18 protein-coding genes and 1 tRNA gene are annotated in these 20463 nt (G+C 65.8%); 9 read left to right on the top strand and 10 right to left on the bottom strand.

The genetic code is table 11. From position 1 onward, the window contains the following. The 4 genes from NF876_RS38380 to NF876_RS38365 all read left to right on the top strand — a co-directional run bounded on the left by NF876_RS38380 (position 1) and on the right by NF876_RS38365 (position 4545). A tRNA-Met gene (locus NF876_RS38380) sits at positions 1-77 on the top strand. 334 nt (positions 78-411) lie between these two features. Then, positions 412-1395: a TAXI family TRAP transporter solute-binding subunit gene (locus tag NF876_RS38375; protein WP_262273141.1), complete on the top strand. Its 984-nt coding sequence runs from the start codon at positions 412-414 to the stop codon at positions 1393-1395. Between the two features lie 90 nt (positions 1396-1485). Further along, a complete protein-coding gene (locus NF876_RS38370) occupies positions 1486-3657 on the top strand; it encodes a TRAP transporter permease (RefSeq protein ID WP_262273140.1) in 2172 nt (723 codons plus the stop codon). A 78-nt stretch (positions 3658-3735) separates the two neighbouring features. Further along, the gene (locus tag NF876_RS38365) at positions 3736-4545 is read left to right on the top strand and encodes a tellurite resistance TerB family protein (RefSeq protein WP_262273139.1); all 810 of its coding nucleotides are present in this window, start codon (positions 3736-3738) and stop codon (positions 4543-4545) included. A gap of 11 nt (positions 4546-4556) precedes the next feature. On the opposite strand, the gene NF876_RS38360 is transcribed toward NF876_RS38365, so the two are convergent. Further along, on the bottom strand, positions 4557-5153 hold the full coding sequence (locus NF876_RS38360) for a hypothetical protein (RefSeq protein ID WP_262273138.1): 597 nt from the start codon (positions 5151-5153) through the stop codon (positions 4557-4559). 235 nt (positions 5154-5388) lie between these two features. On the opposite strand from NF876_RS38360, the gene NF876_RS38355 reads away from it, so the two are divergent. Beyond that, a complete protein-coding gene (locus tag NF876_RS38355) occupies positions 5389-7197 on the top strand; it encodes an IlvD/Edd family dehydratase (RefSeq protein ID WP_262273137.1) in 1809 nt (602 codons plus the stop codon). 26 nt (positions 7198-7223) lie between these two features. Next, on the top strand, positions 7224-7967 hold the full coding sequence (locus NF876_RS38350; RefSeq protein ID WP_262273136.1) for an SDR family oxidoreductase: 744 nt from the start codon (positions 7224-7226) through the stop codon (positions 7965-7967). 137 nt (positions 7968-8104) lie between these two features. Here NF876_RS38350 and NF876_RS38345 read toward each other — a convergent pair whose 3' ends face one another. After that, positions 8105-8359, bottom strand: coding sequence for a hypothetical protein (locus NF876_RS38345; protein ID WP_262273135.1), 255 nt, complete (start codon positions 8357-8359; stop codon positions 8105-8107). 841 nt (positions 8360-9200) lie between these two features. Here NF876_RS38345 and NF876_RS38340 point away from each other — a divergent pair. Beyond that, on the top strand, positions 9201-10286 hold the full coding sequence (locus NF876_RS38340; RefSeq protein ID WP_262273134.1) for an AraC-like ligand-binding domain-containing protein: 1086 nt from the start codon (positions 9201-9203) through the stop codon (positions 10284-10286). Between the two features lie 46 nt (positions 10287-10332). Here NF876_RS38340 and NF876_RS38335 read toward each other — a convergent pair whose 3' ends face one another. The 8 genes from NF876_RS38335 to NF876_RS38300 all read right to left on the bottom strand — a co-directional run bounded on the left by NF876_RS38335 (position 10333) and on the right by NF876_RS38300 (position 17839). Continuing rightward, positions 10333-11298, bottom strand: a complete 966-nt coding sequence (locus NF876_RS38335; RefSeq protein ID WP_262273133.1) for a 2-hydroxyacid dehydrogenase — start codon at positions 11296-11298, stop codon at positions 10333-10335. 23 nt (positions 11299-11321) lie between these two features. Then, positions 11322-11624: a TfoX/Sxy family DNA transformation protein gene (locus tag NF876_RS38330; protein ID WP_262273132.1), complete on the bottom strand. Its 303-nt coding sequence runs from the start codon at positions 11622-11624 to the stop codon at positions 11322-11324. Continuing rightward, the gene (locus tag NF876_RS38325; protein WP_262273131.1) at positions 11621-12544 is read right to left on the bottom strand and encodes a DMT family transporter; all 924 of its coding nucleotides are present in this window, start codon (positions 12542-12544) and stop codon (positions 11621-11623) included. The genes NF876_RS38330 and NF876_RS38325 overlap by 4 nt, the downstream gene beginning before the upstream one ends. 82 nt (positions 12545-12626) lie before the next feature. Beyond that, positions 12627-13157, bottom strand: coding sequence for a MarR family winged helix-turn-helix transcriptional regulator (locus NF876_RS38320; RefSeq protein WP_262273130.1), 531 nt, complete (start codon positions 13155-13157; stop codon positions 12627-12629). Between the two features lie 103 nt (positions 13158-13260). After that, complete coding sequence (locus tag NF876_RS38315; protein ID WP_262273129.1) at positions 13261-14106, bottom strand: ABC transporter permease; 846 nt, start codon at positions 14104-14106, stop codon at positions 13261-13263. Further along, positions 14103-14882, bottom strand: coding sequence for an ABC transporter ATP-binding protein (locus NF876_RS38310; protein ID WP_262273128.1), 780 nt, complete (start codon positions 14880-14882; stop codon positions 14103-14105). The genes NF876_RS38315 and NF876_RS38310 overlap by 4 nt, the downstream gene beginning before the upstream one ends. Positions 14883-14918: 36 nt before the next feature. Next, positions 14919-15923, bottom strand: a complete 1005-nt coding sequence (locus tag NF876_RS38305; RefSeq protein WP_262273127.1) for an ABC transporter substrate-binding protein — start codon at positions 15921-15923, stop codon at positions 14919-14921. 344 nt (positions 15924-16267) lie between these two features. Beyond that, positions 16268-17839 carry an OpgD/OpgG family glucan biosynthesis protein gene (locus tag NF876_RS38300; protein WP_262273126.1) on the bottom strand — a complete coding sequence of 524 codons (1572 nt, stop codon included), beginning with the start codon at positions 17837-17839 and terminating at the stop codon, positions 16268-16270. Positions 17840-18483: 644 nt separating this feature from the next. On the opposite strand from NF876_RS38300, the gene NF876_RS38295 reads away from it, so the two are divergent. Together NF876_RS38295 and NF876_RS38290 are read left to right on the top strand one after the other, a co-directional pair. After that, positions 18484-19638, top strand: a complete 1155-nt coding sequence (locus tag NF876_RS38295) for a type III PLP-dependent enzyme (protein ID WP_173946044.1) — start codon at positions 18484-18486, stop codon at positions 19636-19638. A gap of 185 nt (positions 19639-19823) precedes the next feature. Beyond that, positions 19824-20396: a GNAT family N-acetyltransferase gene (locus NF876_RS38290; RefSeq protein WP_262273125.1), complete on the top strand. Its 573-nt coding sequence runs from the start codon at positions 19824-19826 to the stop codon at positions 20394-20396. The last annotated feature ends 67 nt before the right edge of the window (positions 20397-20463 follow it).

Here is a 20463-nt window from a genome sequence, read left to right as displayed (position 1 = left end):
CGCGGGGTGGAGCAGCCCGGTAGCTCGTCAGGCTCATAACCTGAAGGTCACAGGTTCAAATCCTGTCCCCGCAACCAAATCACATAAGCCCTCGCGAGCAAACCGCTCCGAGGGCTTTTTGCCGGGCAGTACGCACGGGAGCTTCCGCGTTCATCAAACCCCATGGACAACACAGGACACGGACGGGCTGGAGCAGCGAACGTGAACACTGGACCCGCTTTTTCGATCAACTCCGATGCTCCCACCTCTTTAAAGAGCGCATCCATTCCCTGTTGGCGCGCTGATCTCGTCCGCAGGAAAGAACAACATCCCTGGAACTGAGCAGAACCGCCTATGGACGGGGACCGGTTTCCAGCTAGAGTGAAGCAGAACCGTGTTGCAAGCGGTCACATCCTTCACCAGGGGAACACCATGTCCGTCAGATTCACCCGCCGCGACCTCGCGAAGATCGGCCTCGGCCTCGGGGCTGCCACTGTCCTGAGCCGCCACGCCCTCGCACAAGCACCTGCCTTCTTCCGCATCGGCACCGGCGGCACGGCCGGCACCTACTACCCGGTCGGGGGCCTCATCGCGAATGCCGTCTCGAACCCGCCGCAGCTCGTTCTGACCGCCCAGGCGTCGAACGGCTCGGTGGCCAACGTCAATTCCATCGTGTCGGGTGCCCTCGAGTCGGGCTTCACCCAGGCCGACGTCGCCTACTGGGCCTATACGGGGACCGGATTGTTCGAGGGCAAGGGCAAGATCGAGGATCTGCGCCTCCTCGCAAACCTCTATCCCGAGAGCATCCATCTGGTGGCGGCGAAATCCGCCAACATCAAGTCCGTCGCCGACCTCAAGGGCAAGCGCGTGTCGCTCGACGAACCTGGCTCCGGCACCCTCGTGGATTCCCGGATCATCATGTCGGGCTGGGGCGTCAAGGAATCGGACGTGAAAGCGGATTTCCTCAAGCCCAACCAGGCGGCCGAGCGCATGCGCGACGGCGGGCTCGACGCCTTCTTCTTCGTCGGCGGCTATCCCACCAGCGCCATCACGGAGCTCGCGGCGACGGGCGGCGGCGTCGATCTCGTCCCGCTCTCGGGCCCCGAGGCGGACGCGATCCGCAAGCAATACAGCTTCTTCGCGGCCGACGAGATTCCCGCCGGCACCTACAAGGACGTGGCTGCCGTGAAGACCCTCGCGGTGGGCGCCCAATGGGTGACCTCCGCCAAGGTGCCCGAGGCGGTCGTCTACGAGGTCGTCAAGGGTCTATGGAGCGACAAGACCCGTGCGGCCCTCGATGCCGGACACGCCAAAGGCAAGCTCATCCGCAAGGAAAGCGCCCTGGTGGGCGCGGGCATCCCGGTGCATCCCGGGGCCGAGCGCTTCTACAAGGAAGCCGGCCTGTCGAAGGGCTGATCCGTCCCGTCCATCCGCCCGTTCGACCTCCCGTGGCCGACGCCGCGGGAGGTGCTTTGCCTGCCACGTTTGCCTGCCACGAGAGCCCCCATGTCCGCAGCCGATCCCAGCGTCATCATCGAGAACCGCAGCCTCGAGGAGAAGTTCGATCCCGAGATGCGCTTCCGGCCCCTGCCGCCCGGCACCGCTTGGCTCGTGGCCGGTCTGCTGTTGGCGCTCTCGTTCTTCCACTATTACACGGCCGGTTTCGGGCTGCTGCGGGAAGCCACCCATCGCGGCATTCACATGGCTTTCGTCCTGGGCCTGATCTTCCTCGTCTTCTCGGCCTTCAAGAGCGATCAAGACCGGATCGCTCCCTCCACGTGGTGGCGGCCGGGCAGCATCTCCCTGCTCGACTGGGCTCTCGCCGTGGCGGCGGCCGTCTCCAGCCTCTACGTCCCCTGGATCTTCAGCGAACTCGCGTTCCGGGTCGGCAATCCGTCGCCGACGGACGTCGTCATGGGGACGATCCTGATCCTCGTCCTCCTGGAGGCGACCCGCCGATCCGTGGGCTGGCCGCTTCCGGTGATCGCCATCGGGGTCATGCTCTACGCCTATTTCGGCCCCTCCATGCCGGGCATCCTCCAGCATCCCGGCGCCTCCTGGTCCAACATCGTCAACCATCTCTACCTGACCAGCCAGGGCATCTACGGCATCGCCCTGGGGGTGGTCGCCACCTACGTGTTCCATTACGTGCTCTTCGGCGTGCTCGCGACCCGGGTCGGCCTCGGCAAGCTCTTCATCGACCTCGCGACCTGCGTGGCGGGCCGCTACGCGGGCGGCCCGGCCAAGGTGTCGATCTTCGGCTCGGCCCTGTTCGGCATGATCTCCGGCTCCTCCATCGCCAATACGGTCACGGTCGGCTCCCTGACGATTCCGGCCATGATCCGCGTCGGCTACCAGCGCCATTTCGCGGCGGCGGTGGAATCGGCGGCCTCGACCGGCGGCCAGATCACCCCGCCGATCATGGGCGCCGCCGCCTTCCTCATGGTGGAGTTCCTCAACGTTTCCTACCAGACGGTGATCCTGGCGGCGGTCGTTCCGGCCTGCATGCATTTCTTCGGCGTGTTCATGCAGGTCCATCTCGAGGCCAAGCGCTCCGGGCTGAAGGGGCTGCCCGCGGAGGAACTGCCCCGGGCCGCCCAGGTCGTCCGCGAGGGCTGGCAGACGATCATGCCGCTCGCCGTGCTGCTGATCGTGCTGTTCTCCGGCTTCACCCCCTATCTCGCGGCCTTCTGGGGCATCACGGCCTGCCTGGTGGTCGGGGCCTCGCGCGTTCCGGCCATCACGCTCGGATTCCTGGCCGCCATCGTCGGGGCCATCGCCATGGGGGTGCTCACCCAGCTGGTCTTCGTGGTCCCGCTCCTGGCCCTGGTGCTGGCGCTTCTCGTCGTCACGTTCCTGCGGAGCGAGGCCGGAAAGGCCATCGTTCTCGACCTCGTCGACGCCTTCGTGGTCGGGGCCAAATATGCCATCGGGGTGGGCGCGGCGGCCGCGACCGTCGGCATCATCGTGGGCATCGTCACGCTCACCGGCGTCGGCTTCAAGATCTCCTTCATCGTCACGTCGTTCGCCGCACAGCTCGCCCAGGGCTTCATGGACTTCGCGCCCGCGGGCCTCGCCGACATGAAGGCCATGACGCTGTTCTTCACCCTGCTGATGACCGCCATCGTGTGCATCCTGCTGGGGTGCGGCGTGCCGACGACGGCGAACTACATCATCATGGTCACGGTCGCGGCGCCGGCCCTGGGCCTCCTCGGCGTCCAGCCCCTCGTGGCACATTTCTTCGTGTTCTATTACGGGGTGCTGGCCGACATCACGCCGCCCGTGGCGCTCGCCGCCTATGCGGGGGCGAGCATGGCGGGGGCGGATCCGTTCAGGACGGGCAACACGGCCTTCCGGCTGGGCCTGGGCAAGGCCCTCGTTCCGTTCGTGTTCGTCTATGGCCCGGCCATGCTGATCGTCACCCCGGAATTCACCTGGCCGGGCTTCCTCTTCGTGACGGCCGGAGCCGTCATCGGCATCGTGTTCCTGTCGGCGGCTTTCGCCGGGTACGGGCTCACGCTGATGCGGCCCTGGGAGCGCTGGCTCATCGGCCTCGCGGCGCTGCCGATCATCGCGCCCGACGTGGAGACCACTCTGATCGGACTGGTGATGGCGAGCCCCGTGGTCGTGTCGCAGCTCGTGAGGGCGCGGGCCGCGATGGTGCCGAGACCTGCCTGAAGATCGGCCGCGCAACCTGAACCATTCGGCGATCCTCCCGTTGTTCTTTGCTTGGATCGAAGACAACGGGAGAGCCTCATGGTCGATTACAGGAAGCTTCTGGATGCGTTCGTGGGAGCCATCGGCCGTCCTGATCACCGCACTCCCGACCAATCCGGTCCCGGGAACCAGGGCCAGCAGGCCGGCAGGAGCGTGACCCAGATCGCCGGTCACACGCCCGATCAGCTTCTGCAGAAGGCGAAGGACTTCGCCGCCCAGCATCCCGGGCTCACCCAGACGGCCCTGGTCAGCCTCGCGGGCCTTCTGTTCAAGGGGCGCAAGAAGGGCAAGGTGACCGGCAATCTGGTCAAGCTCGGCGGCCTCGCGGTGATCGGCGGCCTGGCCTACAAGGCCTACCAGAACCAGCAGACGGCCAAGGGAGCGTCAGCGGGCGGAACGACCGCGCCCTCCGCTCCCGCAGCCCGATCCGAGGAGGATGTCGCGCAATCCGCCCTGAGCCTGCCGGAGACGTCGCGCTTCCACCCGGTCTCGCAGACCGAGGACGACGCGCTCCTGTTCCTGCGCACCATGGTGGCGGCCGCCGCCGCGGACGGGCACATCGACCAGGCCGAGCGGGCCAGGATCGCCAAAGGGCTGACCGAAGCCGGAATCGACCCGGAGGCGAGCCGCTGGCTGGAGACGGAAATGGCCTCGCCGGCCGACGTCGAGGAGCTGGCCGCCAACGTCAACGACCCCGACAAGGCCGCGCAGGTCTATGCGGCCGCTCGCCTCGCCATCGATCCGGATACCATGCAGGAGCGCGAGTTCCTGCACCAGCTGGCCCAGGCGCTGGATCTCGATCCGGCCATGCGTGCGCAGATCGACGACACGGCCGGCGGCCTGAGCTGACGGCGCGCCTCTCAGAGGGGTGACACCCGCCCCAGGGGCCGGATGCTCTGGTACCTCACGGTGGTCTGCGCGCCACCCCGCTCCTCGTAGCGCTTTCCGAGGACGAAGCCGAGCTCCGGGGAGTACAGGTCCGTGTGCTCCGAGGTGACCTTGCCCTCGCCATCCAGGAAGCGGTTGCGCACCACCAGGACCGCGTAGGAGCAGGTTCCGAGCTGAATCTGCTCCTGACCCGTGACCGTCAGCTCCAGCGAGATCAGGGCGCCGACCTTGTCGGGCTGCGCCGGCGCATAGGTCAGGGCGCGGCGGGCCTTCGGTTCGAGCGGGAAGACCGTCCGCAGATCCGATACGGGAATGTTGATGCTCCGGGCCGTGTCGTCGAAACGGCTGATCGGGAAGAACCCGCGATAATAGATCACGTCCTGTCTCTTCCCGCCCGGATAGGCGTTCACCACGTGCACGAAGTGATCCGAGGTGGGGCGGATTTCCGAAACCGTTCCCTGCCGTTCGAGAACAAAGCCCAGCTTCGCGGTCCGGGCCGCCGGGCAATCGTCCCCCAGGGCAGGAGACGCGAGGATCGTCAGGGCGAAAGGGAGAATGCGTCGAAACATGGGGGGCGACCCGACGTTGTTGGACGAGGAGGCGGCGCACCGGGAAGGTTCCCGATTCCGAAACGATGTAACACGAACTTTGCCGTGGTGGAATGCCTCTGGATCGCTGTCGCGTGAAGACGCCTCTTCGCATGCCCGAAAGGCAGCTACTTTAGTCAGGGGACGGTTGATCTTGCCCCCTGACCTGGATCAAATACCGCCACTGCGTTTACGGATGCCCGAAAGGATATGAAGAATGGCTGAGAGGCCTCACCGTCGCACTCCCGATCAGCTTCGCTCACGGCTATGGTTCGACAATCCGGACAACCCGGGCATGACCGCGCTCTACCTGGAGCGCTACCTGAATTTCGGACTGACGGGGAAGGAGCTGCAGGGCAAGAAGCCGATCATCGGCATCGCACAGACCGGATCCGATCTGTCGCCCTGCAACCGCCACCATCTCGAACTCGCCAAGCGCGTGCGCGACGGCATCACGGCGGCCGGCGGCGTGCCCTTCGAATTCCCGTGCCACCCGATCCAGGAGACGGGCAAGCGCCCCACCGCCTGCCTGGACCGCAATCTCGCCTATCTCTCCCTCGTGGAGGTTCTCTACGGCTATCCCCTCGACGGCGTCGTGCTGCTCACCGGCTGCGACAAGACCATGCCGGCCTGCATCATGGCGGCCGCGACCGTGAACATCCCGGCGATCTCGCTCAATGTCGGTCCCATGCTCAACGGCTGGCACCACGGGGAGCGCACCGGTTCGGGCACCATCGTCTGGAAGGCGCGCGAGCGCCATGCGGCCGGCGACATCGACTATCAGCAGTTCATCGACATCGTCGGCTCGAGCGCGCCCTCGGTCGGCCATTGCAACACCATGGGCACGGCCTCCACGATGAACGCGCTCGCCGAAGCGCTCGGCATGTCCCTGCCGGGCTCCGCCGCCGTGCCCGCGCCGTACCGCGAGCGCGGCCAGATGGCCTATGAGACGGGTCTGCGCATCGTCGACATGGTGTGGGAGGACCTGAAGCCCTCCGACATCATGACCCGCGAGGCGTTCGAGAACGCCATCGTGGCCAATGCGGCCATCGGCGGTTCCACCAACGCGCCGATCCACATCAACGCGATCGCCAAGCATATCGGCGTGCCGCTCGACAACGGCGACTGGGAGCGCATCGGTTTCGAGATTCCGCTCCTCGTGAACGTCCAGCCCGCGGGCGAGTATCTCGGCGAGGAGTATTTCCGCGCCGGCGGATTGCCGGCCGTGATGGCCGAGCTGATCGGTGCCGGCAAGATCCACGAGAACGCGCTGACCTGCACGGGCACGACCATCGGTGAGAACTGCAAGGGCAAGTTCACCTGGGATCACGACGTGATCCGGTCCTACGACAATCCGCTGAAGGAGAAGGCCGGGTTCCTCAACCTGAAGGGAACCCTCTTCGATTCCGCGATCATGAAGACCAGCGTGATCAGCCCGGAATTCCAGGAACGCTACCTCAACAATCCGGAGGATCCGAACGCCTTCGAAGGACGGGTGGTCGTGTTCGACGGGCCGGAGGATTACCACCACCGCATCGACGATCCGTCCCTCAACATCGATGAGCACACGATCCTCATCATGCGCGGCGCCGGCCCGGTCGGCTATCCGGGCGCTGCCGAGGTGGTGAACATGCAGCCGCCGGGCGCGCTCATCAAGCGCGGCGTTCTCTCGCTGCCGTGCATCGGCGACGGGCGCCAGTCCGGCACCTCGGGAACGCCGTCGATCCTCAATGCTTCGCCGGAGGCGGCCGTCGGCGGCGGTCTGGCGCTGCTGCAGACGGGCGACCGGATCCGCATCGACCTCAACAAGCGCAGCGCCGATATCCTTCTCTCGCCGGAAGAGATCGAGAAGCGGCGCGCCGATCTCGAAGCCCGGGGCGGCTATGCCTATCCGGCGAGCCAGACGCCCTGGCAGGAGATCCAGCGCTCGATGGTGGATCAGCTCTCCGAGGGCATGACCCTGAAGCCGGCCGTGAAGTACCAGAAGGTCGCGCAGACCTTCGGCGTGCCGCGCGACAACCACTGAGCTGAACGAAAGGAGCGGGGGCTGTCATGAACAGACTTCACGGAAAGACGGCCCTCGTCACGGCGGCCGGGCAGGGGATCGGACGCGCCATCGCGAAAGCTTTCCTTCGCGAGGGCGCACGGGTCTGGGCGACGGATCTGGACGTCGCCAAGCTCGACGGCCTCGAGGGCGCCGAGCGGCGCAGGCTCGACGTGCTGTCGAACGCCGATGTTGAACAGCTCGTTGCCGAGGCGGGGCCGTTCGACGTTCTCGTCAACGCGGCGGGTTTCGTTCATCACGGTACGATCCTCGAATGCTCCGACCGGGACTGGGATTTCTCGTTCGATCTGAACGTCAAGTCCATGCACCGGACGATCCGGGCGGTGCTGCCGGGCATGCTGGAGAAGGGCCGGGGTTCCATCGTCAATATCGCGTCGGGCGCCTCGTCCGTCCGCGGGATTCCCAATCGATACGTCTATGGGACCACGAAGGCGGCGGTGATCGGCCTGACGAAGGCCGTTGCGGCCGATTTCATCAAGCGCGGGGTCCGTGCCAACGCCATCTGCCCCGGCACGATCCAGTCGCCCTCGCTCGACGAGCGGATTGCCGCGCTCGCCGCGAGTTCCGGTCAGAGCCTGGAGAGCGTGCGTCAGGCCTTCGTCGACCGTCAGCCCATGGGTCGGCTCGGCACGGCCGAGGAGGTGGCGGCGCTTGCCGTCTATCTCGCGTCCGACGAGGCCAGCTACACGACGGGACACATCCATCTCGTCGACGGCGGGTTTGCGCTCTGAGCCGTCGTTGCTTCGAGCGCCGGTCCCGCACTGCTCCCGTCACGGGTGAACCAAGGAAAAAAGGCAGGCTTGAAAGCCTGCCTTTTCAGTTTGCCGTGGTTTGGGATAGGCGGATTATTTCTTGTGGTTGATCGGCATTACCCCCGCGCGGCTCTGCTGTTGGCGCGCTCTGCTTTGGCAATCCATGCCGCCGCCCCACGGTGCCTCCAATCCATCCGCAGGACGATACTGAAGTCCCGAATGGAGCCGCTATACTGGCTGAGGCAATACAACATAATTCCTCGTGCAAAATAGAACTTCACCAAAAACGTCGTCAAATCGGATGCTCTTGAGTTGTAGCAAGGTACCTGCTGTGATTTTTCTCCGAACATGAAGTCGATCAGGATCGACATGGTTGACTGTCGCGGACTTGCAGTTGTTGTGATCATTTTAAGCCTCACGCGAAAGTTGGTTGTATCGTCTCTGGTATAGGATGTTCGTCATCTGTTTGACTTGATGAAGTCGTCCCAACGATCTCACGTCGGTTACATAGCGGAAATCGGAGAAGCGCAAGGCATATCGGAATTGCGCAGCAAACCTCATGATCGAGCCGTGTTCGCACCGGGAGGGCGTCGCGACGGGCCCCCGGGACGGACTCACGCCGACCGGAGCCGCCCGCATGGAAGGGTTCGAACGGGCGGAGGGGCTGGAGCCTCGGACCCAAAAGTGGACACCACTTTTGGGATTCATCCGAGGCTCCCTCTCTTGACCGGCGCATCGGATGAGGCGGACCCGGCGGGCCACGCTCGTGACCCGAAGGGCCGCGCAAGCGACCCGAAGGGCCACGCTAGTGACCCGCAGGGCCGCGTCAGCGAATACCGGGTCCACTTTTCGCTGACGCGGCCCTCTGGGTCCGTCCGATGCGCTAGGCCCCCGCCCAGGCTCACTCCTGAGACGGCTCTTCTCGGTCCGTATTGATTATAACGTCATCATGTTGCAGAAAGAGCATTCGAGAGATGTGCCGAAATTTCATATCGGTCGGCGCATCGTCGGAGCTCTGACAATCCGGGCGGCATCAATGGTGCGAAGGACACACGAACCGAGACGTGAACACGGTGCATCGGTCCCGATCTTGGACCCACGTGACGAGCCACAGCCTCTGCTGGAAGCGGCTTTTGGCGTGGCACGGGAACATCCGGGACGAACTGGGGCCTGCCCGCACGCCCGTGCCAGGAACCTTCCAGGAGAAACTCCGTGCAGGACGGCGTGATCATGGACGGGGCGGAGAAGCACGCATCCGGGGAAGGGCCGGCATCGGACCCGCGGGACCGGATTCGCGGCCGGAAGGAGCGCAGCGGAGCCATTCTCGAGCATTCCTACCGGTCTCTCGAGCTCGATGAGATCGAGCACGTGGTCAGCTCGCAGATCACGCCCCACAAGCTTGTTCCCTTGAGCCGTGACAGGTCGGTCAACAGCACGTTCCGTTTCCATGGTGCGGAGAACCTGGCGGTCTTCGACATCCGCTACGGCTCTCAGATCGCCGTCGAGTTCGAGCAATACGAAGCCGGCGATCTCTTGGGCTTCGTGATGGCCAACGAGGGAACGGGCCGGGTTCTCCTGGACCGGGAGGAGTTCGGGATCTCGCGGAACCAAGGGGTGATGATCACCTCCGGACCCCGTGAGACCCTGCACTATGCGGAGGATTGCGAGACGCGCGTCGTGCTGATGAATCGAGGCAGAATCGCCGAGTATTGTGCGAAGCTGCTCGGGAGGGACATCGAGACACCCATCGATTTCCAAACGAACTTCTCCCTCGACAGTGCGGCGGGGCAGAGCTGGCTGCGGCTGACCCAGTATGTGGCGTCCGAGCTGCAGGATCCGCATTCGATGCTGAAGCTGCTGCCCGAGGCGCAGCGACAGCTCGAACAGACCCTCCTCACGTCTCTGCTGCTGGGGCACTCCCATACCTACTCGGAGGCGCTGCTGCGGCCGCAATCGGCGGCGGCGCCCTTCTACGTGAAGCGGGCGGAGGCCTTCATCAAGGCGCATTTCGCCGAGCCCCTGTCGCTGGCCGACATCGCGGCCCATGCCGGGGTGAGCGCCCGCAGCCTGCAGAACGGCTTCCAGAGCTTTCGCGGCATGACCCCGATGGCGTTCCTGCGCACCCTGCGGCTCCGGCGGGCCCAGGAAGCCCTCCTTCTGGCGGATCCAGCCCACGCCACGGTGACCGAGATCGCGCTCAGCTGCGGATTCAATCACATGGGCGAATTCGCAAGCCTCTACCGACGCACTTTCGGCGTCTCGCCGCGCCAGACCCTGTCCAAAACGATCTACCGCTGAGCCGACCCGCTGCGTTGGCGCGTTCGCATCCGGCCAGGGAAAGCCCTTACGTTTGGGGCCAGGGGGTCTCCGCCACGGGCGTCAGCGGGCCCTTCCCGTCGAACCATGAGATCAGGTTGTCGGCCACGAGCTTGCCCATCGCATTGCGGGTATGAACCGACGCGGAGGCGATGTGGGGCAGGAGCACCACGTGCTCCAGATCGATCAGTTCCTGCGGAACCCGCGGCTCGTCCTCGTAGACGTCGAGGCCCGCGCTCAGGATCGTGCCCGACCGGAGGGCTTCGATCAGGGCCTGCTCGTCCACGACGCTGCCGCGGGCGACGTTGATCAGAACGCCGTCGGATCCCAGAGCCTTGAGCACATCGGCGTTGATGAGATGCCTCGTCGAAGCGCCGCCGGGCGTGATGACGATCAGCACGTCGCACGCCTCCGCGAGCCCCGTCACGGTCGGATAGTACGGGTAGGCCACGTCGGATTGCTGCGTGCGCCCATGATAGGCGATGCTGACATCGAAGCCTTCCAGGCGACGCGCGATGGCTTTGCCGATCCGCCCCAGCCCGACGATGCCGACCTTCCTCTCACGCAAGGTTGCGGAGAGGGGAAACGACGCCTTCGGCCACTTCCCGTTGCGCAGATAGCGGTCGGCCTGCGGGATCTTTCTCAGGGTCGCGAGAAGGAGGCCGAGGGTGAGATCGGCCACCTCGTCGTCGAGGACGCCGGGCGTGTTCGTGACGACGATGTTGCGTCTGGCGGCCTCCGCCGCATCCACGTTGTCGTATCCGACGCCGAAGCTCGCGATGATTTCCGCATGCGGCAGGCGGTCGAGGAGGGTGGCGTCCACGCGGCCGAAGAGCGTGCTCGTCGCCACGCCGCGGATGCGCGGTCCGGCTTCCTTGAGAAAGGCATCCTTGTCCGCCTGCTCCCACAGGCGGTGGAGTGTGAAGGCCTTGTCCAGCGCGTCGATCACGAGCGGCATCATCGGCGCAGTCATCAGGATGTCGGTTCGGCTCATGGCGTTTCCTATGGCGATGTCGGTTAGAGAGCGCAGCGTGTGACGCCGCCCCGGCGAAGGGCCTCGTCGATGATCCTGCCCTGGTGCTGGAGGACCGCCTTTACGTCCTGGGGCAGATCGAGCCAGTGGCAATCGCGCAGGGCGGCTTCCAGGGCGTAGAGCGCATCGAGTCTCACCTGCCGGGGCAGCATGAATGTGAGCCGGCGATACGCCTCGACCGATCCCATGGATCGAAGATCGTCCAGCGTCCGGATGCCGATGTCGTCCAGTCGGCTGAGCGTGACCGGGCCGATCCCGCGCAGATTGTCGATGGAGGCGTCGCTCATGAGGAGTGGTCCGGCTTTCGGGGCTTCACACGTTCACGGTAAAGCAAATAGAGCCCCGATGCGATGACGATGCCAGCCCCGACGAAGGTCCAAGAATCCGGCCAATCGCCGAACAGGACATAACCCAGGACCAGCATCCAGACGATCTGGCTGTAGATGAAGGGCGCAAGGATCGCGGCCGGGGCCCGGGCATGGGCCAGGACCAGCAGCCAGTGGCCGAACGCCCCGTAGAAGCCTGTCGTCGCGAGAAGGAGCCAGACGAGGGGCGAGGAAGGGGTCGACCACACCCAGGGGAGCACGGGCGTGACGAAGACGATGCCGGCGACGCTCGAATAGAGGGTCGTGGTCGCGATGGAATCGCTCGAGGCCAGGATGCGCGTGACGATGTTGTAGAAGGCATAGGCTACGGAACCCGTCAGCGAGAGAAGGGCTGCCGGATGCATGGTGCCCAGGCCCGGTCGCGTGATGACGAGGATGCCGACGAAGCCGACCCCGATGGCGGCCATGCGCTGCCAGCCGACGCACTCCCCCAGGACCGGGCCGGCGAGAAGGGCCACCAGCAGGGGCGTCGCGAAGATGATGGATTGCGTTTCGACCAGCTGCAGGGACTTCAAGGCGAAGAAGTTGCACAGCGTCGAGGCGAAGAGCAGGAACGACCGGAGGAGTTGCAGGGGAAGCCGGCGTGTCCGAAGGGCCCCGGGCTGGGTCCGGGGATTGATGACCAGGACGGTGAGAAACGCCGCCGAGATGTACCGGGCCCAGACCGTGACCATCGGGTCGACCGAGTGGTTGACCCATTTGGCCGTCGCGTCCAGGCACGAAAAGCAGAACAGCGCCGCACACATCAGGGCAATGCCGATCATGCGGTTCTGACGCTGGGCGGCGAGTGTGGGCGGGGTCGTCGTGACGGTGTCGGCCATGCCGGGGATGCTAGCCGCTCCGCCGTCCCGAGGCGAATGTCCGCCACGCACGGCCCTCGTGCGCGGCACACAGGGGTGATGGTCAGGCCGTCGCGGCCATCTCCGGCTCGCTGGTGGCTTCAAGACCGTCCACGTCATCGTCGGCCTCGAACCCGGTCTGATCGGCTCCCGTGAGGCCAGCGAGGTTCTTGGCGGCCTTGCGCAGGAGCTTGCGCAGGCGCTTGCGGTCCTTCGCATCGAAGCCCTGAAGCAGCTCGGACTCGACCTCGTCCCACAGAGCGTCGATGGCGGCCGCCTTGCGCTTGCCCTCCTTGGTGAGCTTCACGCGCACCACGCGGGCGTCGCCCGGCTCGGTATGGCGCTCCACCAGCTTGAGGCTGGAGAGGCGGGAGACCGTCTTGGAGGCGGTCGGCGGACGCACCCGCAGGATGGCCGCGAGTTCGCCCATGGTCATGGGGCCGGCATTGCCGAGGGCCTGGAGAACCTGCTCCTGCCCGGCGAAGAGACCGAGTTCGGAGAGCTTGTCGCCCGTACGGCTGCGATGCAGGCGTGAAGCCTGAACCAGAGCCCACCCGACGCTTTTGACGCCCGGATGCTTGTTGTCGGTATCCATCGTCTCTCGGCCCTCGAAGCTTTTCCGAGCATAGCATGGCTCGGACTCATGACGGTACGATGACAAGCCGGCATATATTTAACAGGCTAAGGAATCGCACGGTTCAGATGTCCGGCGCGAGGGCGCTCTCGTGCCAGCGGCGCAGGAGGATGTGATTGAGCCAGGCGAGGATGAGAAACAGCCCGATGCCCGTCAGAGCCAGCAGCACGAGGGCCGCGAAGAGCCGTGGAATGTTGAGCCGGTATTGGCTCTCGATGATGCGGTAGGCCAGTCCCGATCCGGCCCCGGCCGATCCCGCGGCCATCTCGGCCACCACGGCGCCGATCAGCGAAAGCCCTCCGGCAATCCGCAGGCCGGCCAGGAAGGCCGGCAGAGCGGCCGGGCGGCGCAGATACCAGAGGGCTTTCAGCCGGGCTCCGAAGCGCGCCGCTGCGCTGCGCGAGGCCGGCGCACCATAGAGCTCGAACAGCTCCATGAGGTTCCGGTCGACGGATTGCAGGCCCAGCATCGTATTCGACAGGACCGGGAAGAAGGCGACCAGCCAGGCGCAGGCCAGCACGGCCACGTCCTGCGGCATGTAGATCAGGAGCAGGGGCGCGACCGCGATGACGGGGGTGACCTGCAGGACGACGGCGAACGGATAGAGCGAATACTCGACGACCTTCGAGAGGCTCAGAAGGACCGCCAGCAGCACGCCCCCGCAGACGGCCAGCACGAGGCCGGTGATCGTCGTCTCGAGGGTCGTCAGGAGCGAGGCTGACAGCAGCGGCCAGTCGGTCACGAGGGTTCGGGCGATCAGGCTCGGCGCGGGCAGGATGTAGGGCGGGATGCCTTCGATGCGCACGACGGCTTCCCACGCCGCGATGGCGGCTGCGAAGACGACGAGCGGCAGGACGATCTTCAAAGGATCGCCTTGCCTGCGTGTGGGTCCGGGAGCCGCTGCCGTCACGGTCGCTCCTCCGGCGTCTGCTGGAGGAGGATCTGCGAGATCCGTCCGGACAACTCGGCAAAGCGCGCGCCGGTGCGGAAGTCTTTCGGGCGCTCCCCGGGCCGCTCTCCCCGGATCTCGGCGACGATGCGGCCCGGCCGCCCGGACATGATCGCGATGCGGCTCGACAGATAGGCGCTCTCGTAGACCGAGTGGGTCACGAACACGATGGTGCAGCGCAGCTCGGCCTGCAGGCGCAGCAGATCGTCGTTGAGCCGGAAGCGGGCGATCTCGTCGAGGGCCGCGAAGGGCTCGTCCATGAGAAGCAGCCTGGGCCTCAGGGACAGAGCGCGGGCGATCGACACGCGCATCCGCATGCCGCCGGAGAGCTCGCGCGGATAGGCTTTCGCGAAGTCGCTCAACCCGACGAGGGCCAGGCTCTCGGCGATGCGATCGCGCGCATCGCGCCTCGACACGCCGCGCAGGCGCAAGGGAAGCCACACGTTGTCCGCCGCGCTGGACCAGGGCATCAGGGTTGGATCCTGGAACACGAAGCCGATTTCGCCGCGGTGATCGTCGCCCGTCGAGCCCGGCCAGGCGATGCTCCCTTCCGTCGGCTGCGCCAGACCCGCGATCAGGCGCAGCACCGTGGACTTGCCGCATCCCGAGGGCCCCAGCAGCGACACGAACTCGCCCGCCACGATGTCGAGGTCGAAGCCGGCCAGCGCCGTCACGCCGTTGGGGAAGACCTTCGTGACGTCTCTCAGGGACACGAGCGCGGACGGGAGCTGCGTCATGGGGGCGGGGACGCGGGACGGCGTCGCTCTCCTGTCTTATTTCTTCAGGGTCAGCCCCACGCCCTTGTTCACGAACCGGAGCGTATAGGCCTTTCGATAATCGAGATCCGGCTTGAAGAGGCCGGCCTTCACCATCTTGTCGAAGAAGTCCTTCATGCGCGCGTCGGTCATGGCGCCGATCCCGAGGGTCTGCGTGTCGCCGGAATCGACGATGCCGTATTCCTTCATCTTGGCCTGGGAATAGGCGAGCAGCTCGTCGGTCATCTCCGGGTTGTCGCGCTTGATGAGCTCCTTGGCCTTCGTGTTGTCCCCGTAGAGGTAATGGTACCAGCCGATCGTCGAGGCATCGACGAAGCGCTGCACGAGGTCGGGGTTCTTCTCCACCGTCTCGCGGCGCGTCTCCACCGTGGTGGAGTAGGTGCTGAAGCCGTAATCCGCGAGCAGGAACACGTTGGGCCTGGAGCCCGCCGCCTTCTCGACGGTCAGCGGGTCGGACGTGACGTAGCCCTGCTGCACCGCCGCCTTGTCGGCGATGAACGGCGCCGGGTTGAACCCGAAGGGCTTCACCTGCTCGTCCTTGAATCCGTATTCCGCCTTCATCCATTGAAAGAAGGTGGCGACACCGTCCTTGGACAGGAGGATGTCGTTCGACGTCTTCAGATCGAGGAAGGTGTCGAGCCCCTGGCCCGGATGGCTGAGGAGCACCTGGGGCTCCTTCTGGAAATGGGCCGCCACCACGATGGTGGGAATGTCCTTCTCCACCGCCGAAAAGGCCTGGATCAGGCTGCCGCCCATGTAGAAATCGAGTTTGCCGACCGTCATGAGCATGCGGTTGCTGGCCCGGGGGCCGCCCGGCACGATGGTGACCTTGAGGCCGTATGTCTCATACGTCCCGTCGGCCAGGGCCTGGTAATAGCCGCCGTGCTCGCCCTGGGCGATCCAGTTGGTGCCGAAGGTCACCTCCGTCAGCGGCTGCTGGGCCCAGGCGCCCGTGCCCAGGCCGATTGCCGCCGCTCCTGCGATCCAGGCGCTCCGCTTCATCGACACTCACCTTCCGCTCCGCAGGGCAAGGCCCCTGCCATCGGGCACAGCTTCTGCGCGGTTCGACCCGGGTTGGCAAGGTCTTCGTGATTCCGGGTAGACGGCCTGGTCATGACACGCTCCGTCGTTACCGGCTTGTGCCGGTGGTCCCGCTGCTGTGGGGCGCCGTGCCTGTCCGGCCGGAATCGTTGCGAACGGCCCCTCTCACGTCATCACCGGCCTTGTCCCGGTGATCCCGCTTCTGAGAAGCGCCGTGCTCAAGACAATCGGGATGGCCGGGACAAGCCCGGCCATGACGGGGAGGGTGTCACGGAGGCCGCAGGCTGGCCGGCACCGATCCCGGATCACTCCACGAACCAGGGATAGGTCCAGGTCTCCGTCAGGGCCCGGTTGCCGGCGCGCAGGAAGGCGCGCAGGTCCGTCGATTGTCCCGGCTCCAGCTTCACGTCGATGGCCGCCCGGAAGCCGCTCGTGTGGTCGTTGGGCATGATGAACGTGTTGGTGATCTGCCCGGCCGACGTGGAGGGCACCAGCTGCACCTGCTCGGGAGCGCCGAGATAATAGGGCAGGTTGCCGCCCGCGAAGTCGATGATGAAGCGCCGGTGCCGGGCATCGCTCGGCGCGTTGGATCCGCTCGCCCGGGGCGGGGTCTGGAAGGTGTTGATCACCTTCCCGCCCGGATGCATGGCGCCGATCGACGATGCGGCGCGCAGCCGATAGGACAGGACGACCTCCTGGCCGGGCTCGAAGGGCCGGCTCGGCTGCCAATACGCCACGATATTGTCATGGGTCTCGTCGGGGGTCGGAAGCTCGACCAGCTCGACCCAGCCTTCGCCCCATTGGCCGATGGGCTCGACCCAGTAGCCGGGGCGCTGGTGGTAATGGGCTTCGAGATCCTGGTAGTTCTCGAACACCCGGTCGCGCTGCATCAGGCCGAAGCCGCGGGGATTGTTGTCGCTGAAGGACGAGATCGTCTTGCGGCCCGGGTTGCGCAGCGGCCGCCAGATCCACTCGCCCGCGCCCGACTGCATGAGGAGCCCGTCCGAATCGTGGATCTCGAGGCGGTAGTCGTCGGTCGGCTTGCGGTCGTTCTCGCCCTCGAAGAACATGGACGTGAGGGGCGCCACGCCCACATTGGCGAGGGTCTGGCGCGGGAACAGCGTCGCCGTGACGTCGAGGGTGGTTTCCTTCGACGGGTAGATCTCGAACCGGTAGGCGCCCGCCACGGACGGGCTGTCGAGGAGGGCGTAGACGATGGCCCGCTCGTCGTTGGGCCGGGGCATCTCGATCCAGAATTCGCGGAAATGCGGGAATTCCTCCGCCTCGCCGCCTTCCACGTTGATTGCCAGGCCCCGCGCCGAGAGGCCGTATTTCTGGCCCGATCCCAGGAAGCGGAAATAGCTCGCGCCCAGGAAGGCGATGAGCTCGTCGAGGACCTTGGGGTCGTTCAGGGGATAGTGGAGCCGGAAGCCCGCAAAGCCCAGATTGACCGGCAGCGGCCGCTCGATCTTGTTGCGGCCGTAGTCGAACAGCTCCCGCTGATAAGGCACGGGCGTGGGCACCCCGTCGCGGATGATGTTCACGGTCACGGGGCGCTGGTAGAGGAAGCCCAGGTGGAAGAGCTGCATCCGGAACAGCCCGTTGCCGGAGCCCAGCAGGGCCTTGTCGGGCCGGAAGCGGATGTCGCGGTAATCGTCGAAGCTGAGCCGGTTGAGGGGCTCGGGCAGCTGGGTCGGAGGAGCCTCGAAGGGCACGGCGGCCAGCTCACGGGCGCGACGCACCACGTCCTCGTACCGGAAGGGATTGGGCGCTGGCACGCCGGTCTGCTGCTGCGCGGAGGCCTGGCGATGGAGGGCGGGCAGCGCGGTGGCTGCGAGCAGGCTTTGCAGGAGGATACGGCGGGACAGGTTCGTCATGGCTGCGGGGCGTTCTCGGCTGAAGGAGGAAAATGGCTGAAATTCAAGGGATTGGAATATGGGGCTGGAGCGTCTTCCGTGTACCTGTCCCGCTTAATGGAGGCTGAACGGTGATGCGGGCAAGACACAGGTCCCGGCAGGGTTAAAAAAATCTCAGGCCGGGTTCGAAAAGCTCTTGTGATCCCTGGCGAATATGCTTATTTCACCCCTGCCCAATTTCGCACGTGCCTGTGGTCGCGTGCCGGTTGGTGGGCATCCGGACAAGAGGCCGGACAGCCGCCCGAGAGCGCCCTAGCTCTCGATACCCCTAACCGGCAGCCGGAGGCGAAAACCGGCGCACCTCGTTCTCAACGGGGGACGCGACTTAAAGCAACGACGAACGGGCTTTTTTGGTCTCGTTGGCCCTCCAAAGGTCAACACCGAAGAGGCTTGTTTATCATTGCCAGGCGTGCGGATGGAGTATCCCCATCCAATCCAAGGCAGCATCGTCGGGTGAAGAGCCCATCGCCGCGTCTCGTGTCTCCATCGCACGAAGCGGGATGCCATCTTTCCCCGCTGACGCCGGACGGCAGGATGTCCTGATCGTCTGAATTTCAATCCGGAGGCTTGAAGACCTCCATTGAACCTTTGGTGGGGAGAGCGCCATGACTCAGCGCATCCGTGAATTCCTGCGCAACCGACGTGAGGATGGCCCGTGCGTGGTCGTCGACCTCGAGGTCGTGCGCGACAACTACTCCAAGTTTGCCCGTGCGCTCCCCGACACGCGCGTCTTCTACGCCGTGAAGGCCAACCCGGAGCCGCAGGTGCTCAAGCTCCTGGCCGAGCTCGGCTCGTGCTTCGACACGGCGTCCGTGGTCGAGATCCAGCTCGCGCTGGATGCCGGCGCGACGCCCGACCGCATCTCCTTCGGCAACACGATCAAGAAGGAGCGCGACGTCGTGCGCGCCCTCGAGCTCGGCGTTCGCCTCTATGCGGTCGACTGCGAGGCCGAGGTCGAGAAGATCTCCCGGGCCGCCGCGACGGCCGGCATCGACGCGTCCGAGGTGAAGGTGTTCTGCCGCATCCTGTGCGACGGCGCCGGCGCCGAGTGGCCGCTCTCCCGCAAGTTCGGCTGCGTGCCCGAGATGGCCGTGGACGTGCTGGAGCATGCCTACCGTCAGGGCCTGGAGGCTTACGGCGTGTCCTTCCACGTGGGCTCGCAGCAGCGCAACACCGAAGCCTGGGACCAGGCTCTCGGGTCCGCGTCGGCGATCTTCCGTGAATGCGCGCACCGCGGCATCCACCTGTCGATGGTCAACCTCGGCGGCGGCTTCCCGACCAAGTACCTGAAGACGGTGCCGCAGGTCGAAGCCTATGGCGAGTCGATCTTCCGGGCGCTGTCGAAGCACTTCGGCAACCGCATCCCGGAGACGATCATCGAGCCGGGCCGCGGCATGGTCGGCAATGCGGGCGTCATCGAGGCCGAGGTCGTTCTCGTCTCGAAGAAGAGCCGCGACGAGGACGAGGTGCGCTGGGTCTATCTCGACATCGGCAAGTTCGGCGGTCTCGCCGAGACGATGGACGAGTCGATCCGCTACCCGATCCGCACGGAGCACGACCAGGACCGCATGGTGCCGTGCGTGCTCGCGGGTCCGACCTGCGACTCGGCCGACGTCCTCTACGAGAAGGAGCCCTACCTGCTCCCCGTCTCGCTGGAGATCGGCGACAAGGTGCTGATCGAGGGCACGGGCGCCTACACGACCACCTACTCGGCGGTCGCGTTCAACGGCTTCCCGCCGCTCAAGTCCTACGTGATCTAAACCATTCTCCGCAAAAGCGGCTTGCCGGTTTCGCGATAAGAGAATGCGACTTTAGAAACTCACGTCCCGCCTGCCCCGCGACATGGGGCAGGCATCAACCCCACAGAGTTGTCCCGGACGGCCTGCTCGGCTCGAGCAGGTGCGAGGGCTGTCGCTCACCCCAGGTGTTTTGGGAGGCCACGGCCATGATCACGATCCGCGAAGAAACCTTCCGCGATGTCGAGGCGCGCGAGGCGCTGCTCGATGCCTGCTTCGGACCCGCCCGGTTCCAGAAGACCTGCGAACGCCTGCGCGAGGGCAGGATGCCGGCCGACGGCCTGTCCCTGGTCATCGACCGGGACGGCGAGATCATCGGCACGGTGCGCCTGTGGCACGTCTCGGCCGGTCCCAACCGCGCCGCCCTGATGCTCGGCCCGATCGCGATCGATCCGTCCGTGCAGAGCCTCGGCCTCGGGGCCAAACTCATGCGCGAGGCGCTGAAGCGCGCGGCCGATCTCGGTCACAAGGCGGTGCTTCTCGTGGGCGACGCGCCCTATTACGAGCGCTTCGGCTTCGCGGCCGACAGGACCGGCTCCCTCTGGCTGCCGGGCCCCTACGAGCGCGGCCGCTTCCTGGCGCTCGAACTCGAGGCCGGCGCCCTCGAGGGGGCGCGCGGTCTCGTATCCGCCACGGGAGCGCTCGAGCAGAAGCCCGATCTCGGCGCGCTGGTCGCGGCCGCCGCGCAGGGCGCGCTGGCGGGTCTCCGCCGCTCGCTCTGAGGCTGTCCTAAAGCATCGGACCCAAAAGTGGACTTGCACTTTTGGGATCCATCCGATGCTTTCTTCT

The organism is Microvirga yunnanensis (genome assembly GCF_025460875.1).
This window is presented reverse-complemented; position numbering and strand designations above follow the sequence as displayed.

Coding starts and splice junctions, on each gene's coding strand:
- NF876_RS38375 (WP_262273141.1), top strand. CDS start 412: ATGTCCGTCAGATTCACCCGCCGCGACCTCGCGAAGATCGGCCTCGGC.
- NF876_RS38370 (WP_262273140.1), top strand. CDS start 1,486: ATGTCCGCAGCCGATCCCAGCGTCATCATCGAGAACCGCAGCCTCGAG.
- NF876_RS38365 (WP_262273139.1), top strand. CDS start 3,736: ATGGTCGATTACAGGAAGCTTCTGGATGCGTTCGTGGGAGCCATCGGC.
- NF876_RS38360 (WP_262273138.1), bottom strand. CDS start 5,153: ATGTTTCGACGCATTCTCCCTTTCGCCCTGACGATCCTCGCGTCTCCT.
- NF876_RS38355 (WP_262273137.1), top strand. CDS start 5,389: ATGGCTGAGAGGCCTCACCGTCGCACTCCCGATCAGCTTCGCTCACGG.
- NF876_RS38350 (WP_262273136.1), top strand. CDS start 7,224: ATGAACAGACTTCACGGAAAGACGGCCCTCGTCACGGCGGCCGGGCAG.
- NF876_RS38345 (WP_262273135.1), bottom strand. CDS start 8,359: ATGTCGATCCTGATCGACTTCATGTTCGGAGAAAAATCACAGCAGGTA.
- NF876_RS38335 (WP_262273133.1), bottom strand. CDS start 11,298: ATGAGCCGAACCGACATCCTGATGACTGCGCCGATGATGCCGCTCGTG.
- NF876_RS38330 (WP_262273132.1), bottom strand. CDS start 11,624: ATGAGCGACGCCTCCATCGACAATCTGCGCGGGATCGGCCCGGTCACG.
- NF876_RS38325 (WP_262273131.1), bottom strand. CDS start 12,544: ATGGCCGACACCGTCACGACGACCCCGCCCACACTCGCCGCCCAGCGT.
- NF876_RS38320 (WP_262273130.1), bottom strand. CDS start 13,157: ATGGATACCGACAACAAGCATCCGGGCGTCAAAAGCGTCGGGTGGGCT.
- NF876_RS38310 (WP_262273128.1), bottom strand. CDS start 14,882: ATGACGCAGCTCCCGTCCGCGCTCGTGTCCCTGAGAGACGTCACGAAG.
- NF876_RS38305 (WP_262273127.1), bottom strand. CDS start 15,923: ATGAAGCGGAGCGCCTGGATCGCAGGAGCGGCGGCAATCGGCCTGGGC.
- NF876_RS38300 (WP_262273126.1), bottom strand. CDS start 17,839: ATGACGAACCTGTCCCGCCGTATCCTCCTGCAAAGCCTGCTCGCAGCC.
- NF876_RS38295 (WP_173946044.1), top strand. CDS start 18,484: ATGACTCAGCGCATCCGTGAATTCCTGCGCAACCGACGTGAGGATGGC.
- NF876_RS38290 (WP_262273125.1), top strand. CDS start 19,824: ATGATCACGATCCGCGAAGAAACCTTCCGCGATGTCGAGGCGCGCGAG.